Below are 19,569 nucleotides of genomic sequence, written 5' to 3'. Positions count from 1 at the left end.
AAGCAATTTTTGGGGCGGGTACGCGTCTTTGTTGTATCTGCCTGCTAGCTTCGTCGCCGTGCCCTCATTCCGTCTGACTTCCGCCGCCCGCTGTCTGTGGGCTTTTCTGCTGCTGAGCCCCTTGCTGCCCGCCGCCCACGCCCAGCGGGCCGCCGGCCCCGGCCGCCCCACCGACTTTCTGGACCCGGCGTTCCACAAAGGGCGGCGCGAGCTGCTGCGGCAGGCGTTGCCGGCGGGCTCGGTGGCCGTGCTGTTCGCCAACCCCGTGCGCAACCGCGCCAACGACGTCAACTACCTCTACCACCCGCACCCCGACCTCTACTACCTCACCGGCTACGACGAGCCCGATGCGGTGCTGGTGCTGTTCAAGGAGCCCCAGACGCTGGGCGGGCAGGCGGGCGTCACGGAGGCGCTGTTCGTGCAGCCCCGCGACCCCAAAGCCGAACTCTGGACTGGCCGCCGCCTGGGCACCGAGGGCGCTAAGCAACAGTTGAAGCTGCAGTACGTGGCCGACAACACCACGTTTGCCACGGCCGACATCCGCTGGGCCGGCTTCGCGCGCATCCACTTCTTGGACCTGCCCACCGACGTGCGCGATGACACCCAGGACCCCGCCGACCTGTTCGACCTGGTAGCCGCCTTCCGCCGCCAGGCCGCCGTGCCTGCCGACTACGACGCCCGCCGCGAAGCCGTGTACCTGACCATGCAGCGCGAAGGCGTGGTGAATGCCACGGCTCTGCGCCCCTACCTGGAAAACCAGATGAAGGCCCAGCCGGCGCTGGCCACCGACCCTTATGTGCTGGGCTACCTGCAGGCCACCACCGACGCCACCCGCCTGCAGGCCCTCACCACCCGCCCACCCAGCCGTCACGAAAACACCTCCCTCAACGATGCCCTGGACGCCCTGCGAGCCGTGAAAACGCCCGAGGAGCTGGCCTTGCTGCGCCGCGCCGTCCGCATCAGTGCCGTAGGGCAGCAGGAGGTGATGAAGGCCCTACGGCCCGACATGGGCGAGATGGAAGTGCAGGGTCTGCACGAGTACATCTACAAGAAATACGGGGCCGAATTTGAGGGCTACCCCAGCATCGTGGGCGGCGGCAACAACGCCTGCATCCTGCACTACGAAACCAACGACAAGCCCCGCCTCGGCAACGACCTGATTCTGATGGACTGCGGCGCCGAATACCACGGCTACACCGCCGACGTGACGCGCACCGTGCCGCCCTCGGGCAAGTTCAGCCCGGCCCAGCGCCAGATCTACGAGCTGGTGCTGGCGGCGCAGGAAGCCGGCATCCGGGAGTGCCGGGCCGGCAACGAGTTCCGGGCGCCGGGTAAAGCCGCCCAGCAGGTGGTAGCCGCCGGACTGCAGAAGCTGGGCATCATTGCCGCCCCCGAGGAAATGCGCCGCTACTTCCCGCACGGCACCAGCCACTACCTCGGCCTCGATGTGCACGACCGGGGCGCCTACGGCCCGCTGCAGGCCGGCAACGTCATCACCGTGGAACCCGGCATCTACATTCCGGAGGGCAGCCCCTGCGACAAAAAGTGGTGGAACATCGGCGTGCGGATCGAAGATGACATCCTCATCACCACCGCCGGCCCTGAAAACCTGTCGAAAGAGGCGCCGCGGACTGTAGCTGAGGTGGAAGCCATGATGGCCCGCCCCAGCGCCCTAGACGCCCTGCGGCTGCCGGCCCTGAAGTAGCAAAACCCGCGCAAATCGGCCGGCTGGCCTGCCGGTTTGCAGCGGATTTTTCCTGTTTTTCGTAAAGCGCCAGCGGAGGCTCCAGACTTATTTAGGGCGTTTCGGCGCCCTGACAGCAGGCAAACCTACATTTGAGCGGGGATTATTCGATTGACTGTTTGCCTATTCCGAAAACCCTCGTACCTTTGCAGTCCTTAATCCCAAAACCCCCGTCGAGATGGCTAAGAAAGGCAATCGGGTGCAGGTGATCCTTGAATGCACTGAGCATAAAAACTCGGGGCAGCCGGGCACCTCGCGCTACATCACCACCAAGAACCGCAAGAACACTCCTGAGCGCATTGAGTTGAAGAAGTTCAACAACGTGCTCAAGAAGATGACCGTTCACAAGGAAATCAAGTAATTGAGCAATGGCTAAGAAAGTAGTAGCAACCCTGAAAACTCCAGGCGGCAAGGACTGGGCTAAAGTCATTCGCGCCGTGAAATCGGAGAAAACCGGTGCCTATACCTTCCGCGAGGAAATGGTGCCCGTTGACAAAGTGCAGGATTACCTCGCCACCGGCGTTAAGTAATCTAGCGCCCTTGTGGCCTCCTGATTCGAAGTGAAGAAGTCCCGCCAGCGTGGGACTTTTTTGCGTGTTGGGGTTTTTGATGGTGCCGGGAGCTTGGTTGTTGGCCCTTGGTACTAAAACGCCTAGAAAGCGTGTACTTGCAGCTGTTTCAGCGTGGCGCCACTAAGCACCAACAACTACGCACTAAGCACCACTACATGGGTCTCTTCGATTTTTTCAAGAAGGATAAGGAAAGCAAAGAGCAGCAGGAGTCGCTGGACAAAGGGTTGGAGAAAACCAAAACCAGCTTCTTCGATCAGCTCAGCAAAGCCGTAGCCGGCCGCAACACCGTGGACGAGGCGGTGCTCGACGACCTGGAAACCCTGCTCGTGCACGCCGACGTGGGCATCGACACGACGGTGAAGGTCATTGACCGCATCGAGAAGCGCGTGGCCCGTGACAAGTACGTGAGCACCTCGGAGCTGGACCGCATCCTGCGCGAGGAAATCGTGGAGCTGCTTGACGCCAACAGCGGCGCCACCGGCTCCCGCGCCATCCTCGACCGGCCCGACAGCCCCGGCTCGCCCTTCGTGATTATGGTGGTGGGCGTGAATGGGGTGGGCAAAACCACGACCATCGGTAAGCTGGCGCATCGTTTCCATTCGGCTGGTAAGAAGGTGGTGCTCGGTGCCGCCGATACATTCCGCGCTGCGGCCGTCGATCAGCTCATCATCTGGGGACAGCGGGTGGGCGTGCCCGTCATTTCGCACGGCATGAACACCGATCCGGCCTCCGTGGCCTACGATGCGGTGCAGAAAGGCGTGGAAATGGGCGCCGACGTGGTGATTATCGACACGGCCGGCCGCCTGCACAACAAGGTGAACCTGATGAACGAGCTGAGCAAAATCAAGCGCGTGATGCAGAAGGTGATTCCCGACGCGCCCCACGAGGTGCTGCTGGTGCTCGATGGCAGCACCGGCCAGAACGCCTTCCTGCAGGCCAAGGAATTCACCAAAGCCACCGAGGTATCGGCCCTGGCCATCACCAAGCTCGACGGCACGGCCAAGGGCGGCGTGGTCATCGGCATTTCGGATCAGCTCCAGGTGCCCGTGCGCTACATCGGCGTGGGAGAGAAGATGACCGACTTGCAGCTGTTCGACCGGACGACGTTCGTGAATTCGCTGTTTAAGAAGTAGATACAGAAAGTAAACGCCTGTCATCCTGAGCGGAGCGAAGGACCTTATTACGCCAGCACGAGCCGTTGAAACGATTGTCGTATTGACGTGACAAGGTCCTTCGCTCCGCTCAGGATGACAGGCGTTTTTAGCCTGGCTGACAATCTCGTACTACGCACAAAGAAACTTCCTCAGTAGGAAAAGGCGTTGCCTCCTGCGTACCTTTGCGGTCCGATTTTCGTCGCGGGCTTTAGGCAGGCAAGTTTCTCACTGATAAGAAATTGCCCGGCCGCCCGCCTACCCAATCTAGCATGAAAGTAAGAAGCCAGCAGGCCAATAAAGTCAACGTCATCACCCTCGGCTGCTCCAAGAACATCGTGGACTCGGAGGTGCTCATGGGCCAGCTTCGCGCCAACCAGTTTGAGGTGACGCACGAAGCCGAAAAGAGCGACGCCAACATCGTCATCATCAACACCTGCGGCTTTATTGATAATGCCAAGCAGGAAAGCATCGACACCATCCTGCGCTACGCCGACGAGAAGGAAGCCGGCCGCCTGGACAAACTCTACGTGACGGGCTGCCTCTCGCAGCGCTACAAGGATGACCTGGAAGTGGAAATCCCGCAGGTAGACGCCTTCTTCGGCACCCTGGAGCTGCCGCAGCTGATGAAAACGCTGGAGGCCGACTACATGCACGAGCTGGTGGGCGAGCGGCTGCTGACCACGCCCAAGCACTACGCCTACTTCAAGATTGCCGAGGGCTGCAACCGCCCCTGCTCGTTCTGCGCCATCCCGCTCATGCGCGGCAAGCACATGGACCGCCCCATCGAGGACTTGGTGAAGGAGGCCAACCGCCTCGCCTCCATGGGCACCAAGGAGCTGATTCTGATTGCCCAGGATCTGACCTACTACGGCCTGCAGCACTACGGCGAGCGGAAGCTGGCCGACCTGCTCCGCAACCTGTCCGACGTGAACGGCATCGACTGGATTCGGCTGCAGTACGCCTACCCCTCGCAGTTTCCGATGGATGCGCTGGACGTAATGGCCGAGCGGGACAATATCTGCAAGTACCTGGATATGCCGTTGCAGCATATTTCGGATAACATGCTGAAAACCATGCGTCGCGGCATCAGCAAGCGCCGCACCGTGGAGTTGGTGGACACCATCCGGCAGCGCGTACCCGGCATTGCGCTGCGCACCACGCTCATTGCCGGCCACCCCGGCGAAACCCAGCAGGATTTTGAGGACCTCTACAACTTCGTGGAGGAAACCCGCTTCGACCGGCTGGGCATCTTCACCTACTCGCACGAGGACAACACGCATTCCTATACCTTGGAAGACGACGTGCCGGCCGAAGTAAAGCAGGACCGCGCCGACCAGATTATGGAGCTGCAGCAGGGCATTTCGATGGAGCTGAACGAGGAGCGCGTGGGCCAGACCCACAAGGTGCTCTTCGACCGCAAGGAAAGCGGCTACTTCGTGGGCCGCACCCAGTACGACTCGCCCGAAGTGGACAACGAAGTGCTGGTGCCCGCCACCAAAGACACCTACGTGCGCCTCGGCGACTTCGCCCAGGTGGAAATCACGGAAGCCTCCGACTTCGATTTGTACGGCAAGCTGGTGTAGAGTTTTTTCAGCTGTTAAAGGCAAAAGGAACGTCATTCCGAGCGAAGGCGGAGCCGGAGCCGAGGAATCTCGCGGGCAATAGTAATCCTGTCGTAAGGGTTTACTGGCGCAACATCAGCACGCGAGATTCCTCGGCTCCGGCTCCGCCTTCGCTCGGAATGACGTTCTTTTATTCAGCCCATCCCAAAAAATACCCAGTTACTTTGTGGCTGCTGGCCGGTTATAGCCCGATTATCCTCTCTCGTATGTCCGTCACGACTCTTTCGTACGCCGAAACCGGCGCGTTTTCTTCTTTGCTCACCGATTATCTGGCCCGGGCGGAAGCGTTGCAGCCGTTTTATCACCGCTTCCCTACTCTGGCTGCCTTCGAGGAGCAGATCCGCGAAAAGCAGGCCCAGTACACCCCCGAGGCCCGGCAGCGGCTGACCGCGGAGCTACAGCGGCAGTACGCCGCGCTGCCCGTGGTGCACCCGTCGGTGCAGGCTAATCTGGAGCTGCTGGCGAAGGACACGACGTTCACCATCACCACCGGCCACCAGCTCAACCTGCTCACCGGGCCGCTGTACTTCATCTACAAGATTGTGACGGCCGTGAAGCTGGCCCGCCAGTTGAAAGCCCAGTACCCGCAGTACGATTTCGTGCCGGTGTACTGGATGGCCACCGAGGACCACGATTTCGCCGAAATCAACCACCTCAACCTGTTCGGCAAAAAGTACGAGTGGAACGCTGCCGACCTGGGCGGGCCCGTGGGCCGGCTGCCGCTGGGCGGCCTGAAGGAAGAGCTGCTCGACCAGCTGCCCGCCGATGTGCCGGCTTTGTTCCGCGAAGCGTATGAGCAGTCGGGCACCCTGGCCGAAGCCACCCGCCGCCTTACGCACGACCTGTTCGGGGAGTATGGATTGGTGAGTCTGGATGCCGACGCGCCGGCGCTGAAGCAGGCGCTGGTACCGGTGCTGGAGCAGGAAATCCAGGCCCAGGCCTCTAACAACGCCGTGCAGGCCGCCAACGCCCGCCTCGAAGCCGCCGGCTACAAGCCCCAGGTATACTCACGTCCGCTCAACCTGTTCTTCCTCACCGACGGCGGCAAGCGCGAGCGGCTGGAGTATGACGCGGCCCAGGACTGCGTGCAGATTACGGTGCGCAACACCGGCCACTGCCACACCCAGGCCGAGCTGTTGGAGCTGGCCCGCCAGCACCCCGAGCAGTTCAGCCCCAACGTGGTGCTGCGGCCGCTGTACCAGGAGCTGCTGCTGCCCAACCTCTGCTACATAGGGGGCGGGGCCGAGGTGGCCTACTGGTTCCAGCTGAAAGGCGTGTTCGACCAGAATCAGGTGCCGTTTCCGGTGCTGCTGCCCCGCAACTCGGCGCAGTTCATCAGCAAAGCCAACGCCGGCAAACTGCGCAAGCTCGGCCTCACGTCGCTGGATATTTTCCGGGCGCTGCCGGAGCTGAAAAAGCAGGTGGGCGCCACGCTGGGGCAGGAGGAAGTGAGCCTCCAAGAGCAGCAGCAGCAGCTGGCTGCCGCCTTTCAGCAAATGTCCGAGCTGGCCCAGCGCCTCGACCCCACGCTGGTGAAAACCGTGGCGGCCGAGCAGCAGAAAGTATCCGGCATTGTGCAGGGCCTGGAAAAACGCCTGAGCAAGGCCGCCGAAGCCAAGCACGAAACAGCCTACACTCAGCTTACGGCCCTCAAGGACAAGCTGATGCCCAACGGCCACCTGCAGGAGCGGGAGGATAACGTGCTCAGCATCCTTATCAACAACCCCGGCTTTATCAATCAGCTGCTGGCCGCCTTCGACCCGCTGGCCCTGGAGTTTACGGTGCTGGAAGAGGAGTAGGAAACAGTTGTTGTAGCTGGTTAGAAAGCAACAGAAGTCACTAAAGAACGTCATGCTGAGCTTGCCGAAGCATCTCTACCGCTCCGTTGTAGCAATCCAATGGAGCGGTAGAGATGCTTCGGCAAGCTCAGCATGACTGTTTCAAATAAGCCGGGAAGGCAACCAGCGGCCACCGGTGGGGCTCTGGGGGAGAGTTGTTCTACTCTTCTCCAACTCCTTATCTCCGATGGCGGCTATCCGAAGTTTCCGTTTCTCTGTTTCCTGGCTGTGGAAGGTAGCCGGTGCGCTGCTGGTGGGGCTGGTGCCCCTGGCAGCCATTGGCCAGACGCTGACTGGCACCCTTACCGCCGGCTCTGCGGCCGGCCCGGTGCCGTATGCCAACCTAGGTATCCCGGGCAAAACGGTGGGCACCGTAACCGATGAGCAGGGCCGCTACCAGCTGGCCTACACGCCGGCCAACCTCGCTGATACGGTGTACGTGTCCAGCCTGGGCTACCGGCCGCAGCGAGTGCTGCTGCGGGAGCTGGTGGCGCAGCCTAACCGCACGCTGGTGCCCGTGGCCGTGCCGCTGGCGGATGTGCGGGTGCAGGCCCCGGGGCTCTACAAGCGCCGCCGCACGCTGGGCTGCACCAGCACTTCCCAGTCCATCATAACGAGGCTGAAAGCCGAGAACTTAGGAGCCGAGATGGGCATGGTTGTTTCCCTTAAACACAAGCCCACCAGGCTGCTGACCGCTCATTTCAACGTGCTTTATTACCAGCCCGATACGCTCCGGTTTCGGGTGAACCTGTACCGGCTGCTGCCCGATGGCAGGCCGTCGGGGGAAAAGCTGCTCACCCGCAACCTGCTGATGAGCACGGCTGACCGGGCCAATCCCGACGCCCCGCTCACCGTGGACCTGACCACGGACCAGCTGGTGGTGGACGAGGATTTTTTACTGACGCTGGAATGGATTAGCGGCGGGGAGGTGCAGCAGGTCAGTAAAAGCCTGGCCTTTTCCAGCGCCCTGGGCTACGGCAAAGGCGACCTGTACTTCCGCAAAACCAGTCAGGATTCCTGGGAAAAACCTTCGCTTGGGGCCATGCTGGCCGGTATACAGCCGAAAGTAGGCTTCTACGTAACCGTACTGGACTGACTGGTTCATCCAAGAGAAACCACCTGAAAAAGTGCCCTGCTGTTTGTATCAGGGGATGAAAAAAATCAGCTTAATCAGTTCAATCTGCGAAAATCTGTGATAAAAGCCGACCTTCGCCGTGAAGCCCTGGCCCGCCGCCGCGCCCTGCCCGAAGCCGAAGTGGCCCGGCGCAGCACGGCGCTGTGGCAGCAACTGCGGGCCGGATTTCCGGTGCCAGAGTGGCGCTGGCTGCACCTGTTTCTACCGATTCCGCAGCAGCACGAGCCTGATACCTGGCCGCTGATCCGGGAGCTGTGGGCGCAGCAGCCGCATCTGCAGCTGGCCGTGCCGGTGGTGCAGCCCGACGGCCACACGCTGCGCCACTTCCACCTCACGCCCGAAACGACGCTGCTAGAAAACCGCTGGGCCATTCCGGAGCCGGTAGGCGCTGCCGAAGTAGCGCCGCCGCAGCTGGATGCCGTGCTGATTCCGCTGCTGGCCTTCGACGAAGCCGGTCACCGCGTCGGCTACGGCAAAGGCTTCTACGACCGGTTTCTGGCGGACTGCCGGCCCGAAGCCCTGCGTATTGGGGTGAGCCTGGAGCCGCCGGTTTCGAGCATTTCCGATGCCTGGGAGGGCGACGTGCCCCTGCACGCCTGCCTCACGCCGGAGCGAGTGTGGTGGTTTTAGACGGAGGGCGGCATTAAACCGACTTGCTGAACGGTGTAGATGTGCGTAAACGCCACATAATCTCTACATTCAGGCTATGGCCCACATTCAACCCCCTCATTTTACCGGCCGCGCCCGTCGCGCCGGCCGCCGCCCTGCCTCGTCGCCCGATATGACCTCGATGGTAGGTCTGGGGTTTCTGCTGGTGAGCTTCTTTCTGATGGCGGCTGATTTTACCAAGCCGGCAGTCATGCAGTTGACCATGCCGATGAAGCCAGAGCGGGAGGATATAGGAACTGTGTGCGGTGGCAATCATAATGCAATGACACTATTGATTGATGCGAATGACAAGCTCTACTATTACCCTGGATTGGCTTCGGTGTTATCTAAAGCCGATTTAAGGCAGACTGACTTCAGTGCTGAAGGCTTGCGACAAGTGCTGTTAGAGAACAAAAGAAATTCGAATGATGTGGTATTCCTCATCAAACCCAGCAACAAATCTTCCTATCAGGCGCTGGTAAATGTGCTGGATGAAATGAACATCACCGATACAAAAAAATACGCGCTGGTAGACCTCACGGCAGAAGATCAGCGGCTACTCGACTGCGCCAATCAAGTGAATCTGTAGCGGTTGCAGATGGCGGTAGCAACTTCTCACTAGCCGCAAACCCTTCGGGCGCACAATACCGACACCCACCATAGCGTTGGCTGAATACAACCGGTATTCACTTAACCCCCAGCATCGTTATGGCCGACTTCCAAACCGCCGCCCCTGCCGCCCGTGGCTCGAAACCCCGCGTGAAAAAGTCGGCCTTCCACCTCGATATGACCCCGATGGTGGACCTGGCGTTTTTGCTGCTCACGTTCTTCATGCTCACCACCACGTTTGCCCGGCAAAACGCCATGGAGCTGACCATGCCCGCCGGTAAAGGCCCCGCCACCCCGCTCAAACAAAGCAAGGCTCTGACGTTGATTCTGGGTAAAGACAGCCAGGTACACTACTTTTTCGGCCTGAACGATGCGGAAACCAAGCCGACGCTGCGTACCACCACGTTCAGCTCCGCTGGCCTGCGCCAGATTCTGCTGGACCGCCAGCAGCAGCAGCCCGCGCCCTTCGTGCTCATCAAGGCCGGTCCCGACGCCAAATACCGCGACCTGGTAGACGTGCTCGACGAAATGAACATCACCGACCAGCAGCAATACGCCCTGGTCGATTTCACCCCGGCCGACCAGCAGCTTCTCGACTACATGCCGCCGGTGCGGCACTAGAAGCCGGCGCTACCGGCGCATGGCTCGCCGGCCCAGCTGGTAGCAGCCGTAGCCTGCCCCGGCTATGGCCGCCAAGTGCAGCGCCCGCGCTAGCAGCAGCCAGCGGGCGGGAGCGGCCGCACTGCCGGCCGGAAACCCCGGTGGCACCACCAGCACCACCAGATGCGTAAGGGCGTCGGTGGCATAGTCGGCCCCAAACAGCAGCAGCAGGCTGGCCACCACCAGCCCGGCATACGTCAGGCGCGGAATGTGGCGACGCAGCATTGTGCCGGCTAACGTCAGCAGTAGCAGAGGTAACAGCAGCGCCAGCACCAGCCAGTAAGGCGGCAGCACGAAGTAAGTGTTGTGCAACTGGATATCCAGCTGCGGCTGCAACAGCGCCCCGAACCCCACCAACAGGCCGGCCAGCACAACGGCCGTCACTACACAGCCCAGCAGCAAGAGTAAAAAGCGCCGCGTCATCAGCGGGGCAAAGCGGGCAGCACCTGCACCTGCGAAATGCGCGCCTGCCCCCACGGCGCAATACTGACCGTGACCTGCAGCGGCTGCGGGCGGCGCAGCTGGCGGCGCGCTTCTTCGGGCAGGTAGTAGCGCTCCAGGCCATAGCGCAGGCGCATGCTGCGGCGCCACGTTTCCTGCACCCAGCCGCGCAGAATGGTCTGGCCAGGGCCGATTGCCGGCTGCTCCGGGTACACGGCCACGGCCTCATAGACGCCCTGCCGCTGCTCCAGCACCACGTATACCGGGGCTTTGCGGCGCGGCACGGCGCTGCCCTTCCAGAGGTGGCCGGGCAGCTCACTGATGAGGTAGCGCAGCTCCAGATAATCGTGGAAGCGCAGGTCGCGCGGGTCGGCGGGGGCGGTGCGCAGCGTGATGGTGGTGCCCAGTCGCTCGGTGGCGTAGCCGGCCCCGGCCACCGCCAGCACAAACAGCACCTGCGCCACCACCAGCCCCCACAGCCAGCGGCGCCGCCGGGGCTCGGGCAGCGTGTGGCTGGGCCTGACGCTGGGCGTGGCTACCGGCGCGCCGGCCGCCGCAGGTATGGGCGTAGTAGGCTCGCTCATGGCTTGGGGGCTTCAGAAGCCGAAAACGTGTGGGCCGCCCGGCGCCGCAGCCACCAGCTCAGACCCAGCAGCAGCCCGCCACCCAGCAGGAAAAACAGCGACTTGTCCATGAAGCCCCACGTCAGCTTGAAGTAGGCCACGGCGGTGGTCAGGATGAACAGCACGGTGCCCAGCGTCACCCGGTCGGGGTTCTGCTCCTGGTGGGCGCGCCAGAGCACGGCCCCGGAATAGGCATACAGCACCACCAGCGTGGCAATGGCCAGCGGCAATCCGCCCGTGAAATAGAAGCCCGGCAGCAGCAGCAGCCAGTCGGTGAGGCTGCCCAGGCGGCCGCGCCGCTGCTTGCCCACCGCCGACAGCGCCAGCACCACTCCCAGCGCCGCCAGATACGGCAGCATGGGCGCCCGCAGCCGCCCGGCATAGATGTCCGACTCGCCGAACAAGGCCAGCCCCAGCGTAAACACAAACGCGGCTACCAGCGGCGGCCCCTGCAGGGCACGACCCGCCGGCCGGTCAGGCTGCCAGTCGCCGAAGGCGTAGAGCAGCATGGCCGGCAGGAAAAACCAGGTGATTTTGATGTGCAGGTGGCTGATGAGCAGTGCCGCCTGCCAGAGCAGCCCCGAAGCCAGCACCGCCCCCAGCACCGAATCGGGGCGGCGCCACCAGTAGATGCCCAGCCCGCCCGCCGTGAGGCCGGCCGTGAGGTAGCTGAATGCGCCCAGCTGCCCGGTGTTGTAGCCCTGCACCAGCCCGCCAATCACCACGGTCAGGATGAACAGGAACCGGCTGCCATACACCCACGTGAGGGCCACGCCCGCCACCGCCCACGCCACCAGCCCCGACAGGTCGTAGCCGATGAGCTGGTACATCTGGCTGGTGAGCAAAATGCTGATGCCAAACAGCAGCAGCCCCAGCCCCAGCAGCCCCATGCCCAACGACTCGTACTGGCGGCGCAAAAAGTACTCGGCGGCGGCGTAGGTGCCGGCCAACGAGCCCAGCAGCAGCGCCAGCCGCACCACTTCGGGCAGGCCCTGCCAGTTGGCCGCCACCACGCTCAGGGCGCTCAGCAGAATCAGGAGGCTACCCAGCAGCGGCAGCAGCGCCAGGGGCGGCCGCTCGACCGGGTACAGCGCCAGCAGCTGCACGCGCTGCTCCTCCGCGATGATGCCCCGCTGCACCCAGTCCCGCCCGTCGGTTTCCAGTACTCTTCGACTCATAATGCAGGCAACTTACGCCGAATGGCGGAATTGAGCTAGCAGAGCTATTCGTCGTGCTGCTCCCGGCCCTGGGCCCAGGCCTTCCGTTGCTGGTGGCGGCGGGCCGTCTGGTGATTGTAGTGGCCCCAGCCGATGCGCCGGTCGGAATGGAAACGCAGGACGCCTTCTGCCAGCCGGGAGTTCTGCCGAATCATCAGGCCATTGTAGGGGCAGGTGTCGTAAGGGCAGTTGTGGCGGGAGTAGGTGCCGAAGTTGCGGTGGCCGAGCTGCTTCCGGGTGAGGATGCGTTGTTGCGCGTGCTTGATTTCTTCCCAGGCAGCGCGCTCATCGGCCACGGTCAGCTCCTGCCCCAGCGAGCTGAGCTGTAAATAGGTGGTAGGATCTTTGAGCTGGAGAAACTCATAAAACTTTGGAAACACCGCAATTGCGGCATCCCGTAGCTGCTGCCGTTGCACCAGGCTCAGCTTCCCGTTTTCAAGCAAGCTACGGAACAGCCCCAGCGAGTTGAAATCGGTGTAGCGGCAGTAATTGGCCAATAGGTGCCAGTACTCAGCTTCCGTAAGCTGGTTGAGACGACAATTCAGTTTCATAGCGTTATCAAGTGTCTGCCACTACGCCCGCTTCCAGGCCCGCGTCATTTCGCGTTTGCCAGGCGGGCCCGGAATCCGCTCCACTTCCCAGCCGGCGGCCTGCAGGCTGCGCTTGAAGCTGCCTTTGGCGCAGTAGCTCACCAGGCAGCCGCCCGGCGCGGTGGCGGCGTACAGCTGCCGGAATATCTCATCGGTCCACATGTCGGGCTGCTTCTCGGGCGCGAAGGCGTCGAAGTAGATGACGTGGTACGTGTCTTCGGCCAGGGGCGTGTGCTGCAGCTCGCCGGCCAGCTTCAGCAGCGCAAACTGCGGCGTGAGGGCTACCGGCGTGTTCCAGCCGGCGGCATGAATCTGCTCGTGGTAGTCGAGCAGCTCGGGGTTGAGCACGTAGCGCTCCACGCCCAGCTGCCCGATAACGGCCGGCGGCAGCGGGTACTTCTCAATGGTGTCGTAGAAGATGGGGTGGGGGCTGGCCAGGCTGTACTGCAGAGTGAGCAAAGCATTCAGGCCGGTGCCGAAGCCAATTTCCAGCACCCACACCATGCCCGTGGCGGCGGCCATCACGGGGGCCAGGCCCGCGCCCAGGTACACGTGCTGCGCCTCCTGAATGGCGCCGTGGGTGGAATGGTAATGTTCGTCGAGGGCCGGCACATATAGCGTGCTGGAGCCGTCGGCCGTGGTGCGGACTTCTACGGTGGGGGTGAGCATACGGGAGCGGTTGAGGAGGTGTATAGGCAGGCAGGAGCGGTTGAGGCGGGGCTGTACTTTCCGGCAAGAAAATGCCCCTTTCGCCTCTTCGTTGTCACCCGGCCTGCAAGCCGTGCGTAGGGAGGCTACCCGCTTTTCTTATCGTTCCGCTACATGGCCCGCATCAAAGTAAATCTACCGGAAACTTTCCGCTTTTCCAGCACCCTCGCCGTGCGCATCACCGACCTCAACTACGGCGCCCACCTCGGCAACGATTCGCTGCTGGGGCTGCTCCACGAGGCCCGCGTGCAGTTTCTGCTGCACCTGGGCCGGCCCGAAGTCGACCGCGCCACCGGCCGCGGCCACATCATGGCCGACGTGGCCATCGAGTACAAGGGCGAGGCCTTCCACGCCGATACGCTGCGCATCGATATGGCCGTGGCGGACCCACACAAATACGGCTTCGATATCGTGTATCAGGTCTGGAACCAGGAGCAGCGCGAAATTGCGCGGGCCAAAACCGGCATGCTTGCCTTCGACTACACCACCCGCAAGTTGCTGCCCCTCACCGAGGCCGAGCTAACCCACCTGGCGGGCTAGCTGTCATTCCGAGCGAAGCGAGGAATCTGGGGCAACGACGTTCAGTCGGTTTCAACCTAGATTTCTCGCTTCGCTCGGAATGACAATTTCCGTGGAACCCAACTGCCTCGCTCGTTGTATCTTTGCGCTATGATGATTGACCTGCCCGTAGTTTCCAAGCGCGACATCCGCAAACTCAGCCCCGACGAGCTCAAGGCCTTTATGGTGGAGCAGGGCGAAAAGCCCTTCCGCGCCAAGCAGGTGAGCGAGTGGCTGTGGAAGAACACGGCCGGCACGTTTGAGGAGATGAACAACATCTCGCTGGCCACCCGCGAACTGCTGGCGAAGCATTTCGTCATCAACGGCGTGCAGGTGCAAAACCAGCAGCTCAGCAACGACGGCACCATCAAATCGGCGTTCCGGCTCTACGACGGCAACATCGTGGAAGGCGTGCTCATTCCGCACGACACGCGGATGACGGCCTGCATCAGCTCGCAGGTGGGCTGCTCGCTCACGTGCAAGTTCTGCGCTACCGGCTACATGGACCGTAAGCGCAACCTCGACGCCGCCGAAATCTACGACCAGGTGGTACGCATCAAGGAGCAGTGCGAAAGCCAGTACGGTACGCCGCTCACCAACATCGTGTACATGGGCATGGGCGAGCCGCTGCTCAACTACGCCAACGTGGTGAAAAGCATTGAGCGCATCACCGCCCCCGACGGCCTGAACATGGCCCCGCGCCGCATCACGGTCAGCACCGCCGGCATCGCCAAGATGATCAAGAAGCTGGCCGACGACGGCGTGAAGGCCAACCTAGCCTTGTCGCTGCACGCCCCCAACGACACCAAGCGCAACGAAATCATGCCCATTAACGAGGCCAACTCCCTGGCTTCGCTGGAAGACGCCCTCAAGCACTACCACCAGATAACGGGCCGCAAAGTCACCTACGAGTACATCGTGTTCGAGAGCTTCAACGACACGCTGCAGGACGCCGAGGAGCTGCTGCAAATCACGAAGTGGATTCCGTGCAAGGTGAACCTCATCGAGTACAACCCCATCGAAAACGCCGACTACAAAAACACCGGCGAGGCCAAGCTCATGGCCTTCCTCAAGTACCTGGCCGACCGCGGCGTGCAAACCAACCTGCGCCGCAGCCGCGGCAAAGACATCGACGCCGCCTGCGGGCAGCTGGCCGTGAAAGAGAAGTCGGAGGCCGCATAGGCGGCGCACCTCCCCATACAACCGCAAGGGCCCGGCATTCAGTAATGCCGGGCCCTTTTTTGCTGAAAGTAGGAGTCTGTTATTCCTGCGTTGTCTTGTTGAAGTCAGAGAAGAGCATCACCGCTTCGGGGCATTCCAACGCCATCTGCAGGCCTACTTTGGTGCCCATGTCGCGCATGCGGTCCTGATTCTCGAATATGTCGGCGCCGAATACTTTCTTGAGCTGCGTGGCGTGAGTCTTTAGGTGCTTTTCAAACGCCTGGACCATTACCTGCTGGCGCTCATCAGCGCTCAGGGCTTTGATGGTGGCAATCCGGGGCTGCAGGTCGCGGCAGAGGGCGCTGGCTACCGGCCGGAGGGCTTTTTCTTCCTCCGGCCGCAGGGGCACTGGCTGCGGCTGGTTTAGTTGTTCGGCACCCAAGCGAATGAACAACTGCTGACCGACGGGACAGTTGACCAGTAGCCACATGGCTATCTGGCGCCCTATCTCCTCGCCCCTGGCCTTGATGGCGTCGCGGGTGCCCTCACCGCCGCCGCTGGTAAGCAGGGTCATGAAGTCGGGGTTGTTGGCGGCGCTGATCATCGTCAGACGGACAAAAAGCTGCTGCGCTTCATCCTTGGAGAGCTTGCTGAGCGGCTTCTTCTTGTCTTCGACTTCCAGCTGCCGGCAGATATCAGCGCCGGCCAGGCGAATCGTTTTCTGTTCGGCCAGGCTGTCGGGGGCGGTCTGGGCGTGGCCCGTAAGGGTAGTGCTGCATAGGCTTATCAGCAATACAATGCGTAGGATAAAAATTTTCATGCGTTAAATGTATCACCTGGCTGCCAATACAGGTGCTTAAAGGCGCCTTACTTGCTGCCTTTGCCGAAGCGGAACGTAAAGTCGTAGTACACCGGGATGATGTAGGAAGAGAGAATGCGCGGGCTGTAATCGTTGTAATCGTCATTTTTGTAGGCCAGCGCGTAGAAGGCGCCCAAACCCAGGGAGGCGCGCCGCCAATTGATTTTGGCGCCATACAGCCCGCCCATTCCCGCTTCAGAGTTGGCGATAATATAGTTTTCACTGATTAGTGAAACTCGGCGGCTGATGCGCTTTTGGCCGCCAATCTGCAGCACCGGCGTAGAGCCTATGTCGCCGCCAGAAAACCCATAGCCCAGGCCTACGGTGAAGTTATTGTCGGACGAGCCATAGGTGGCTACCCCGTAGGCTAGCCCTACGCCGAAAGAGCTGTTGTCATCATTGAAGTCCGGAATGCGCAGGTAAAGCAGGCCGGCGCCAGCGTGCCACTTCTCCGATATCCTGGCTGAGAACTTAGGCGTGAGGGCTAGGAACTGGTACTGCAGCGGTACTGTGGGGATGACCGAAAACATCAGCCCCATGGAAAAATTGTCGGTGAAGCCGTAGTTGGCTCCCAGAAAGTAGAGGCTGATGGCTTGCAGGTTGCCTTCGTCCTTGCGCAGATTGCGGGCGGTGGGCGCGAAGAACAGGCGGTTGCCGTTGCCGATGTCGTGCCAGTTGGCCGGGCGGCGGGCTACCTCCGACGTCAGCTCCTCCAGCCGCTCGATGTTGGCCCGCTCCACCTGCACCACGCCTAGGTCTTTGGTGAGGAACTGCAGCCGCTGGGGTTGGCGGTCCGTCAGCTCGCCATCGAAAGCCGAGCCGGAGCGCAGCGTAACCCGGTAGCGGCGGCCCACCGAATCGGGTGCAGCTGTAGTGCCGGGCTGGCTGGCGGCTGCCACCTCCTGCTGCCGGGCCGCAACGCGGCTGCGGATTGCAGCTAGCTCGGCCGGGGTGTAGGGCCGCAGCACCGTGCGGCCATCCAGCAGCTGCACCTGCAGGGTCAGGGCACTGTCGGGGGCCAGGTTTTGCAGTAGGCGCGCTTCCTGGAAATCCCTGGCCGAGTATTCCGGCAGCAGCCCGTAGTCGCGCTTTTCCTGTTGGTCGAGAACCGGGCCCACGGCCGGGCCAAAGGAGAGAGGCCGGGTGGCCGGCTGCTGCGCGTAGGCATGGCTGGCAAACAGGCAGGCCGGGAACAGAAAACGGAGTACAGACAGACGGGACATAGGGCTGGGAGGAGCGGGAGAAAGAGTGAGCCAAACCTACACGTTTGTCCGTCAGGCTGTATGCCGCCAGCCGCCCAGAATATCGTTCTGTCAGACTTTTTAATTTAACGCTTGCAGAATGTTTGAGTAAAGAAAAAGCCATCTGCGCCACAGTCACCAGATTCTATCCGGTGGCTGTGGCGCAGATGGCAGACTTTAAGGCCTACTAGAAATTCAGGCTGGCAGCCTGCCGGACACTATGCCCGCCAGCGACCCTCAGCGCGGGGGCGGCCCGTCGTGATTTCCTCGTGGCTTTCGCCCTTGGGTACCTCCCGCGTTTCGATGCGCACGGCGTGGGCCTTGGGCTGCACCTTCTGCCCAAAGGCGTCGGCGAATTCCTGGGTGAACTCAGCTCCGAAGAAGATGATCAGCGACGAGTAGTTCACCCACAGCAGCAGCAGAATGGCCGAGCCGGCCGCCCCGAAAGCCGAGCCCGGCTCGGCATAAGAGATGTAGGCGGCAATCAGGTATTTGCCAATCATGAACAGCAGGGCCGTGATGAAGGCGCCCACGCCCACGTCGCGCCACCGGATGATGGCATCGGGCAGGAAACGGTAGATGAGGGCAAACAGCAGCGAGGTGATAAACAGCGAGAGGCCGAAGTCCACCAAGTGGATAATCACCACCGTGACTTCGGGCAGCAGCCGCTGCAGATAGCCGGTAAACACCGACAGCATGGCGCTGATAACGAACGAAACGAGCAGCAGCAGCGCCACGCTCAGAATCAGGCCGAACGAGAGCAGCCGGTCGCGCACAAACTGCCAGATGCCGTTGCGCGGCTTCACCTTCAGGTTCCAGATGTCGTTGATGCTTTCCTGCAGCGTCACGAAGAAGGTGGTAGCGGCAAAAATCAGGGTGCCGATGCCGATGACGGCGGCCAGCCCGCTCTTTTGCTGCTTGGTGAACTCGGCAATGGAATCCTGCAGGAACTTGGCCGAATCGGGCCCGACAAAGCCCCGCAGCTGCCCGTACACCTGGCCCGTAACGGCCTCACTGCCGTACACTGAGCTGGCCACCGTGATGACGATGAGCAGCAGCGGGGGCAGCGAGAAAATGGTGTAGTACGACAGGGCCGCCGCGTGCCGAAAGGAGTTGTTGACCATGAACTCCCCGGCCGTGGTTTTGAGAATATTGAGGACGTCGGAAAGTTTGTAATGGGTAGCCATAAGGCGCGTAGTTCGGAGGAAAGGTTTGCGGTTAGTACGGGCCCGGCGCAGGTGGCGTTCGATAGAGTTGATCAAATCCGGGGACTTTGCGTAGAGAAGCCGCGCGGGCGAGCTACTTTGCTGCCTGGTTTCATTTCCTGCTTTTTGCTCTTGTTCTATGCGTTTTCTTCTCGTAGCCGCGCTGGCGGCTCTGCCCCTGGCAGGCTCCTGCCAATCAGCTCCTGACCGCACCAGCCCGGCCGCCGCCCAGAAGCCCGCCAAAGCCCCGAAAGGCTCCTACCCGGCGGCCCAGGGCTTCGATGCAGCCGGCTCCGACGCCAAAGCCACGCAGCTGGCCGATAAGGTGATGCTGGCCATGGGCGGCTACCCGGCCTGGCAGCAGACCCGCCTGCTGGGCTGGGACTTCCTCGACGGCTCCTACCAGCTCTGGGACAAGCAGACCGGCGACTTCCGCTGGCAGAAGGACAGCACCGTGGCCGTGTATAATCTGCAAAGCAAGCAGGGCAAAGCCTTCCGCAACGGCCGCGACATTTCGGCCACGCCCGATGGCGAGAAGCTGCTCAGCCGCATGTACCCCATCTGGGTGAATAACTCGTGGTGGCTGCTGATGCCCTTCAAGCTCAAGGATTCGGGCGTGACGCTGACTTACAAGGGCGCGGGCAAGTTCATGGACGGGCAGCCAGCCGAGGTGCTCAACATGACCTTCAAGAACGTGGGCGTGACGCCCGACAACAAGTACGAAGTGCTTATCAACCCCAAAACCAACCTGCTGGAGGAGTGGGCCTACTTCCCCAAAGCCACCGACGCCCAGCCCGCCTTCCGCCGCCGCTGGACCGGCTACCAGAAATACAACGGCCTGATGCTGGCCACTGACCGCACCGATGGTAAAGATGGCCGCGGTCTGGGCCACATTTCGGCCTTCAGCAACGTGCCCGCCGGCGTCATGCAGAACCCCAAGCCGATAGAGAAGCTGTAAGCTGACTCTGTCATCCTGACGCAGGA

General features: G+C 61.9%; 21 protein-coding genes. 13 read left to right on the top strand and 8 right to left on the bottom strand.

Annotated features, from left to right (window positions below; translation table 11 throughout):
- Positions 1-58: 58 nt before the first annotated feature.
- From O3303_RS13850 to O3303_RS13805, 10 genes are all read left to right on the top strand, one after another.
- Entirely contained in the window at positions 59-1,705 is a 1,647-nt protein-coding gene (locus O3303_RS13850) for an aminopeptidase P family protein (RefSeq protein WP_269558989.1), read from the top strand.
- Positions 1,706-1,922: 217 nt separating this feature from the next.
- A complete protein-coding gene (rpmG, locus tag O3303_RS13845) occupies positions 1,923-2,105 on the top strand; it encodes a 50S ribosomal protein L33 (protein ID WP_022825071.1) in 183 nt (60 codons plus the stop codon).
- Between the two features lie 7 nt (positions 2,106-2,112).
- Entirely contained in the window at positions 2,113-2,274 is a 162-nt protein-coding gene (locus tag O3303_RS13840; protein ID WP_071843814.1) for a DUF4295 domain-containing protein, read from the top strand.
- A gap of 197 nt (positions 2,275-2,471) precedes the next feature.
- Positions 2,472-3,449, top strand: a complete 978-nt coding sequence (gene ftsY, locus O3303_RS13835) for a signal recognition particle-docking protein FtsY (protein ID WP_269558987.1) — start codon at positions 2,472-2,474, stop codon at positions 3,447-3,449.
- A gap of 290 nt (positions 3,450-3,739) precedes the next feature.
- Positions 3,740-5,053 (top strand): 30S ribosomal protein S12 methylthiotransferase RimO, encoded by a 1,314-nt coding sequence (rimO, locus tag O3303_RS13830; protein WP_269558986.1) that lies wholly within the window; start codon positions 3,740-3,742, stop codon positions 5,051-5,053.
- 245 nt (positions 5,054-5,298) lie between these two features.
- Positions 5,299-6,891, top strand: coding sequence for a bacillithiol biosynthesis cysteine-adding enzyme BshC (bshC, locus tag O3303_RS13825; RefSeq protein WP_269558985.1), 1,593 nt, complete (start codon positions 5,299-5,301; stop codon positions 6,889-6,891).
- Positions 6,892-7,117: 226 nt separating this feature from the next.
- The gene (locus tag O3303_RS13820) at positions 7,118-8,026 is read left to right on the top strand and encodes a carboxypeptidase-like regulatory domain-containing protein (RefSeq protein WP_269558984.1); all 909 of its coding nucleotides are present in this window, start codon (positions 7,118-7,120) and stop codon (positions 8,024-8,026) included.
- 96 nt (positions 8,027-8,122) lie between these two features.
- Positions 8,123-8,695, top strand: a complete 573-nt coding sequence (locus O3303_RS13815; RefSeq protein WP_269558983.1) for a 5-formyltetrahydrofolate cyclo-ligase — start codon at positions 8,123-8,125, stop codon at positions 8,693-8,695.
- Between the two features lie 76 nt (positions 8,696-8,771).
- Positions 8,772-9,302: an ExbD/TolR family protein gene (locus O3303_RS13810; RefSeq protein WP_269558982.1), complete on the top strand. Its 531-nt coding sequence runs from the start codon at positions 8,772-8,774 to the stop codon at positions 9,300-9,302.
- 119 nt (positions 9,303-9,421) lie between these two features.
- Positions 9,422-9,943, top strand: a complete 522-nt coding sequence (locus O3303_RS13805) for an ExbD/TolR family protein (protein ID WP_269558981.1) — start codon at positions 9,422-9,424, stop codon at positions 9,941-9,943.
- A 9-nt stretch (positions 9,944-9,952) separates the two neighbouring features.
- Here O3303_RS13805 and O3303_RS13800 read toward each other — a convergent pair whose 3' ends face one another.
- The 5 genes from O3303_RS13800 to mnmC2 are packed head-to-tail and all read right to left on the bottom strand — an operon-like array spanning position 9,953 to position 13,522.
- Positions 9,953-10,405, bottom strand: coding sequence for a hypothetical protein (locus tag O3303_RS13800; protein WP_269558980.1), 453 nt, complete (start codon positions 10,403-10,405; stop codon positions 9,953-9,955).
- Entirely contained in the window at positions 10,405-11,007 is a 603-nt protein-coding gene (locus O3303_RS13795) for a GDYXXLXY domain-containing protein (RefSeq protein ID WP_269558979.1), read from the bottom strand. The genes O3303_RS13800 and O3303_RS13795 overlap by 1 nt, the downstream gene beginning before the upstream one ends.
- Complete coding sequence (locus O3303_RS13790) at positions 11,004-12,224, bottom strand: DUF2157 domain-containing protein (protein WP_269558978.1); 1,221 nt, start codon at positions 12,222-12,224, stop codon at positions 11,004-11,006. The genes O3303_RS13795 and O3303_RS13790 overlap by 4 nt, the downstream gene beginning before the upstream one ends.
- Before the next feature lie 44 nt (positions 12,225-12,268).
- On the bottom strand, positions 12,269-12,814 hold the full coding sequence (locus tag O3303_RS13785; RefSeq protein WP_269558977.1) for a hypothetical protein: 546 nt from the start codon (positions 12,812-12,814) through the stop codon (positions 12,269-12,271).
- 21 nt (positions 12,815-12,835) lie between these two features.
- The gene (mnmC2, locus tag O3303_RS13780) at positions 12,836-13,522 is read right to left on the bottom strand and encodes a tRNA (5-methylaminomethyl-2-thiouridine)(34)-methyltransferase MnmC2 (protein WP_269558976.1); all 687 of its coding nucleotides are present in this window, start codon (positions 13,520-13,522) and stop codon (positions 12,836-12,838) included.
- A 153-nt stretch (positions 13,523-13,675) separates the two neighbouring features.
- On the opposite strand from mnmC2, the gene O3303_RS13775 reads away from it, so the two are divergent.
- Positions 13,676-14,101, top strand: a complete 426-nt coding sequence (locus O3303_RS13775) for an acyl-CoA thioesterase (protein ID WP_269558975.1) — start codon at positions 13,676-13,678, stop codon at positions 14,099-14,101.
- 132 nt (positions 14,102-14,233) lie between these two features.
- Positions 14,234-15,301, top strand: a complete 1,068-nt coding sequence (gene rlmN / locus O3303_RS13770; RefSeq protein WP_434086418.1) for a dual-specificity RNA methyltransferase RlmN — start codon at positions 14,234-14,236, stop codon at positions 15,299-15,301.
- Positions 15,302-15,380: 79 nt separating this feature from the next.
- Here the strand turns inward: rlmN and O3303_RS13765 are convergent, their stop codons facing one another.
- The 3 genes from O3303_RS13765 to O3303_RS13755 form a co-directional block, all read right to left on the bottom strand.
- On the bottom strand, positions 15,381-16,100 hold the full coding sequence (locus O3303_RS13765; protein WP_269558973.1) for a hypothetical protein: 720 nt from the start codon (positions 16,098-16,100) through the stop codon (positions 15,381-15,383).
- Between the two features lie 47 nt (positions 16,101-16,147).
- Positions 16,148-17,362, bottom strand: a complete 1,215-nt coding sequence (locus tag O3303_RS13760) for a hypothetical protein (RefSeq protein WP_269558971.1) — start codon at positions 17,360-17,362, stop codon at positions 16,148-16,150.
- A 236-nt stretch (positions 17,363-17,598) separates the two neighbouring features.
- The gene (locus tag O3303_RS13755) at positions 17,599-18,567 is read right to left on the bottom strand and encodes a YihY/virulence factor BrkB family protein (protein ID WP_269558970.1); all 969 of its coding nucleotides are present in this window, start codon (positions 18,565-18,567) and stop codon (positions 17,599-17,601) included.
- A 157-nt stretch (positions 18,568-18,724) separates the two neighbouring features.
- Here O3303_RS13755 and O3303_RS13750 point away from each other — a divergent pair, with 157 nt between their 5' ends.
- The gene (locus tag O3303_RS13750; protein WP_269558969.1) at positions 18,725-19,543 is read left to right on the top strand and encodes a DUF6503 family protein; all 819 of its coding nucleotides are present in this window, start codon (positions 18,725-18,727) and stop codon (positions 19,541-19,543) included.
- Positions 19,544-19,569: the final 26 nt, after the last annotated feature.

This window comes from Hymenobacter canadensis, from assembly GCF_027359925.1.
In the GTDB taxonomy this organism is placed as follows: domain Bacteria; phylum Bacteroidota; class Bacteroidia; order Cytophagales; family Hymenobacteraceae; genus Hymenobacter; species Hymenobacter canadensis.
The sequence above is the reverse complement of the archived record's forward strand: the minus strand, read 5'-3'. Positions and strand labels throughout refer to the sequence as shown.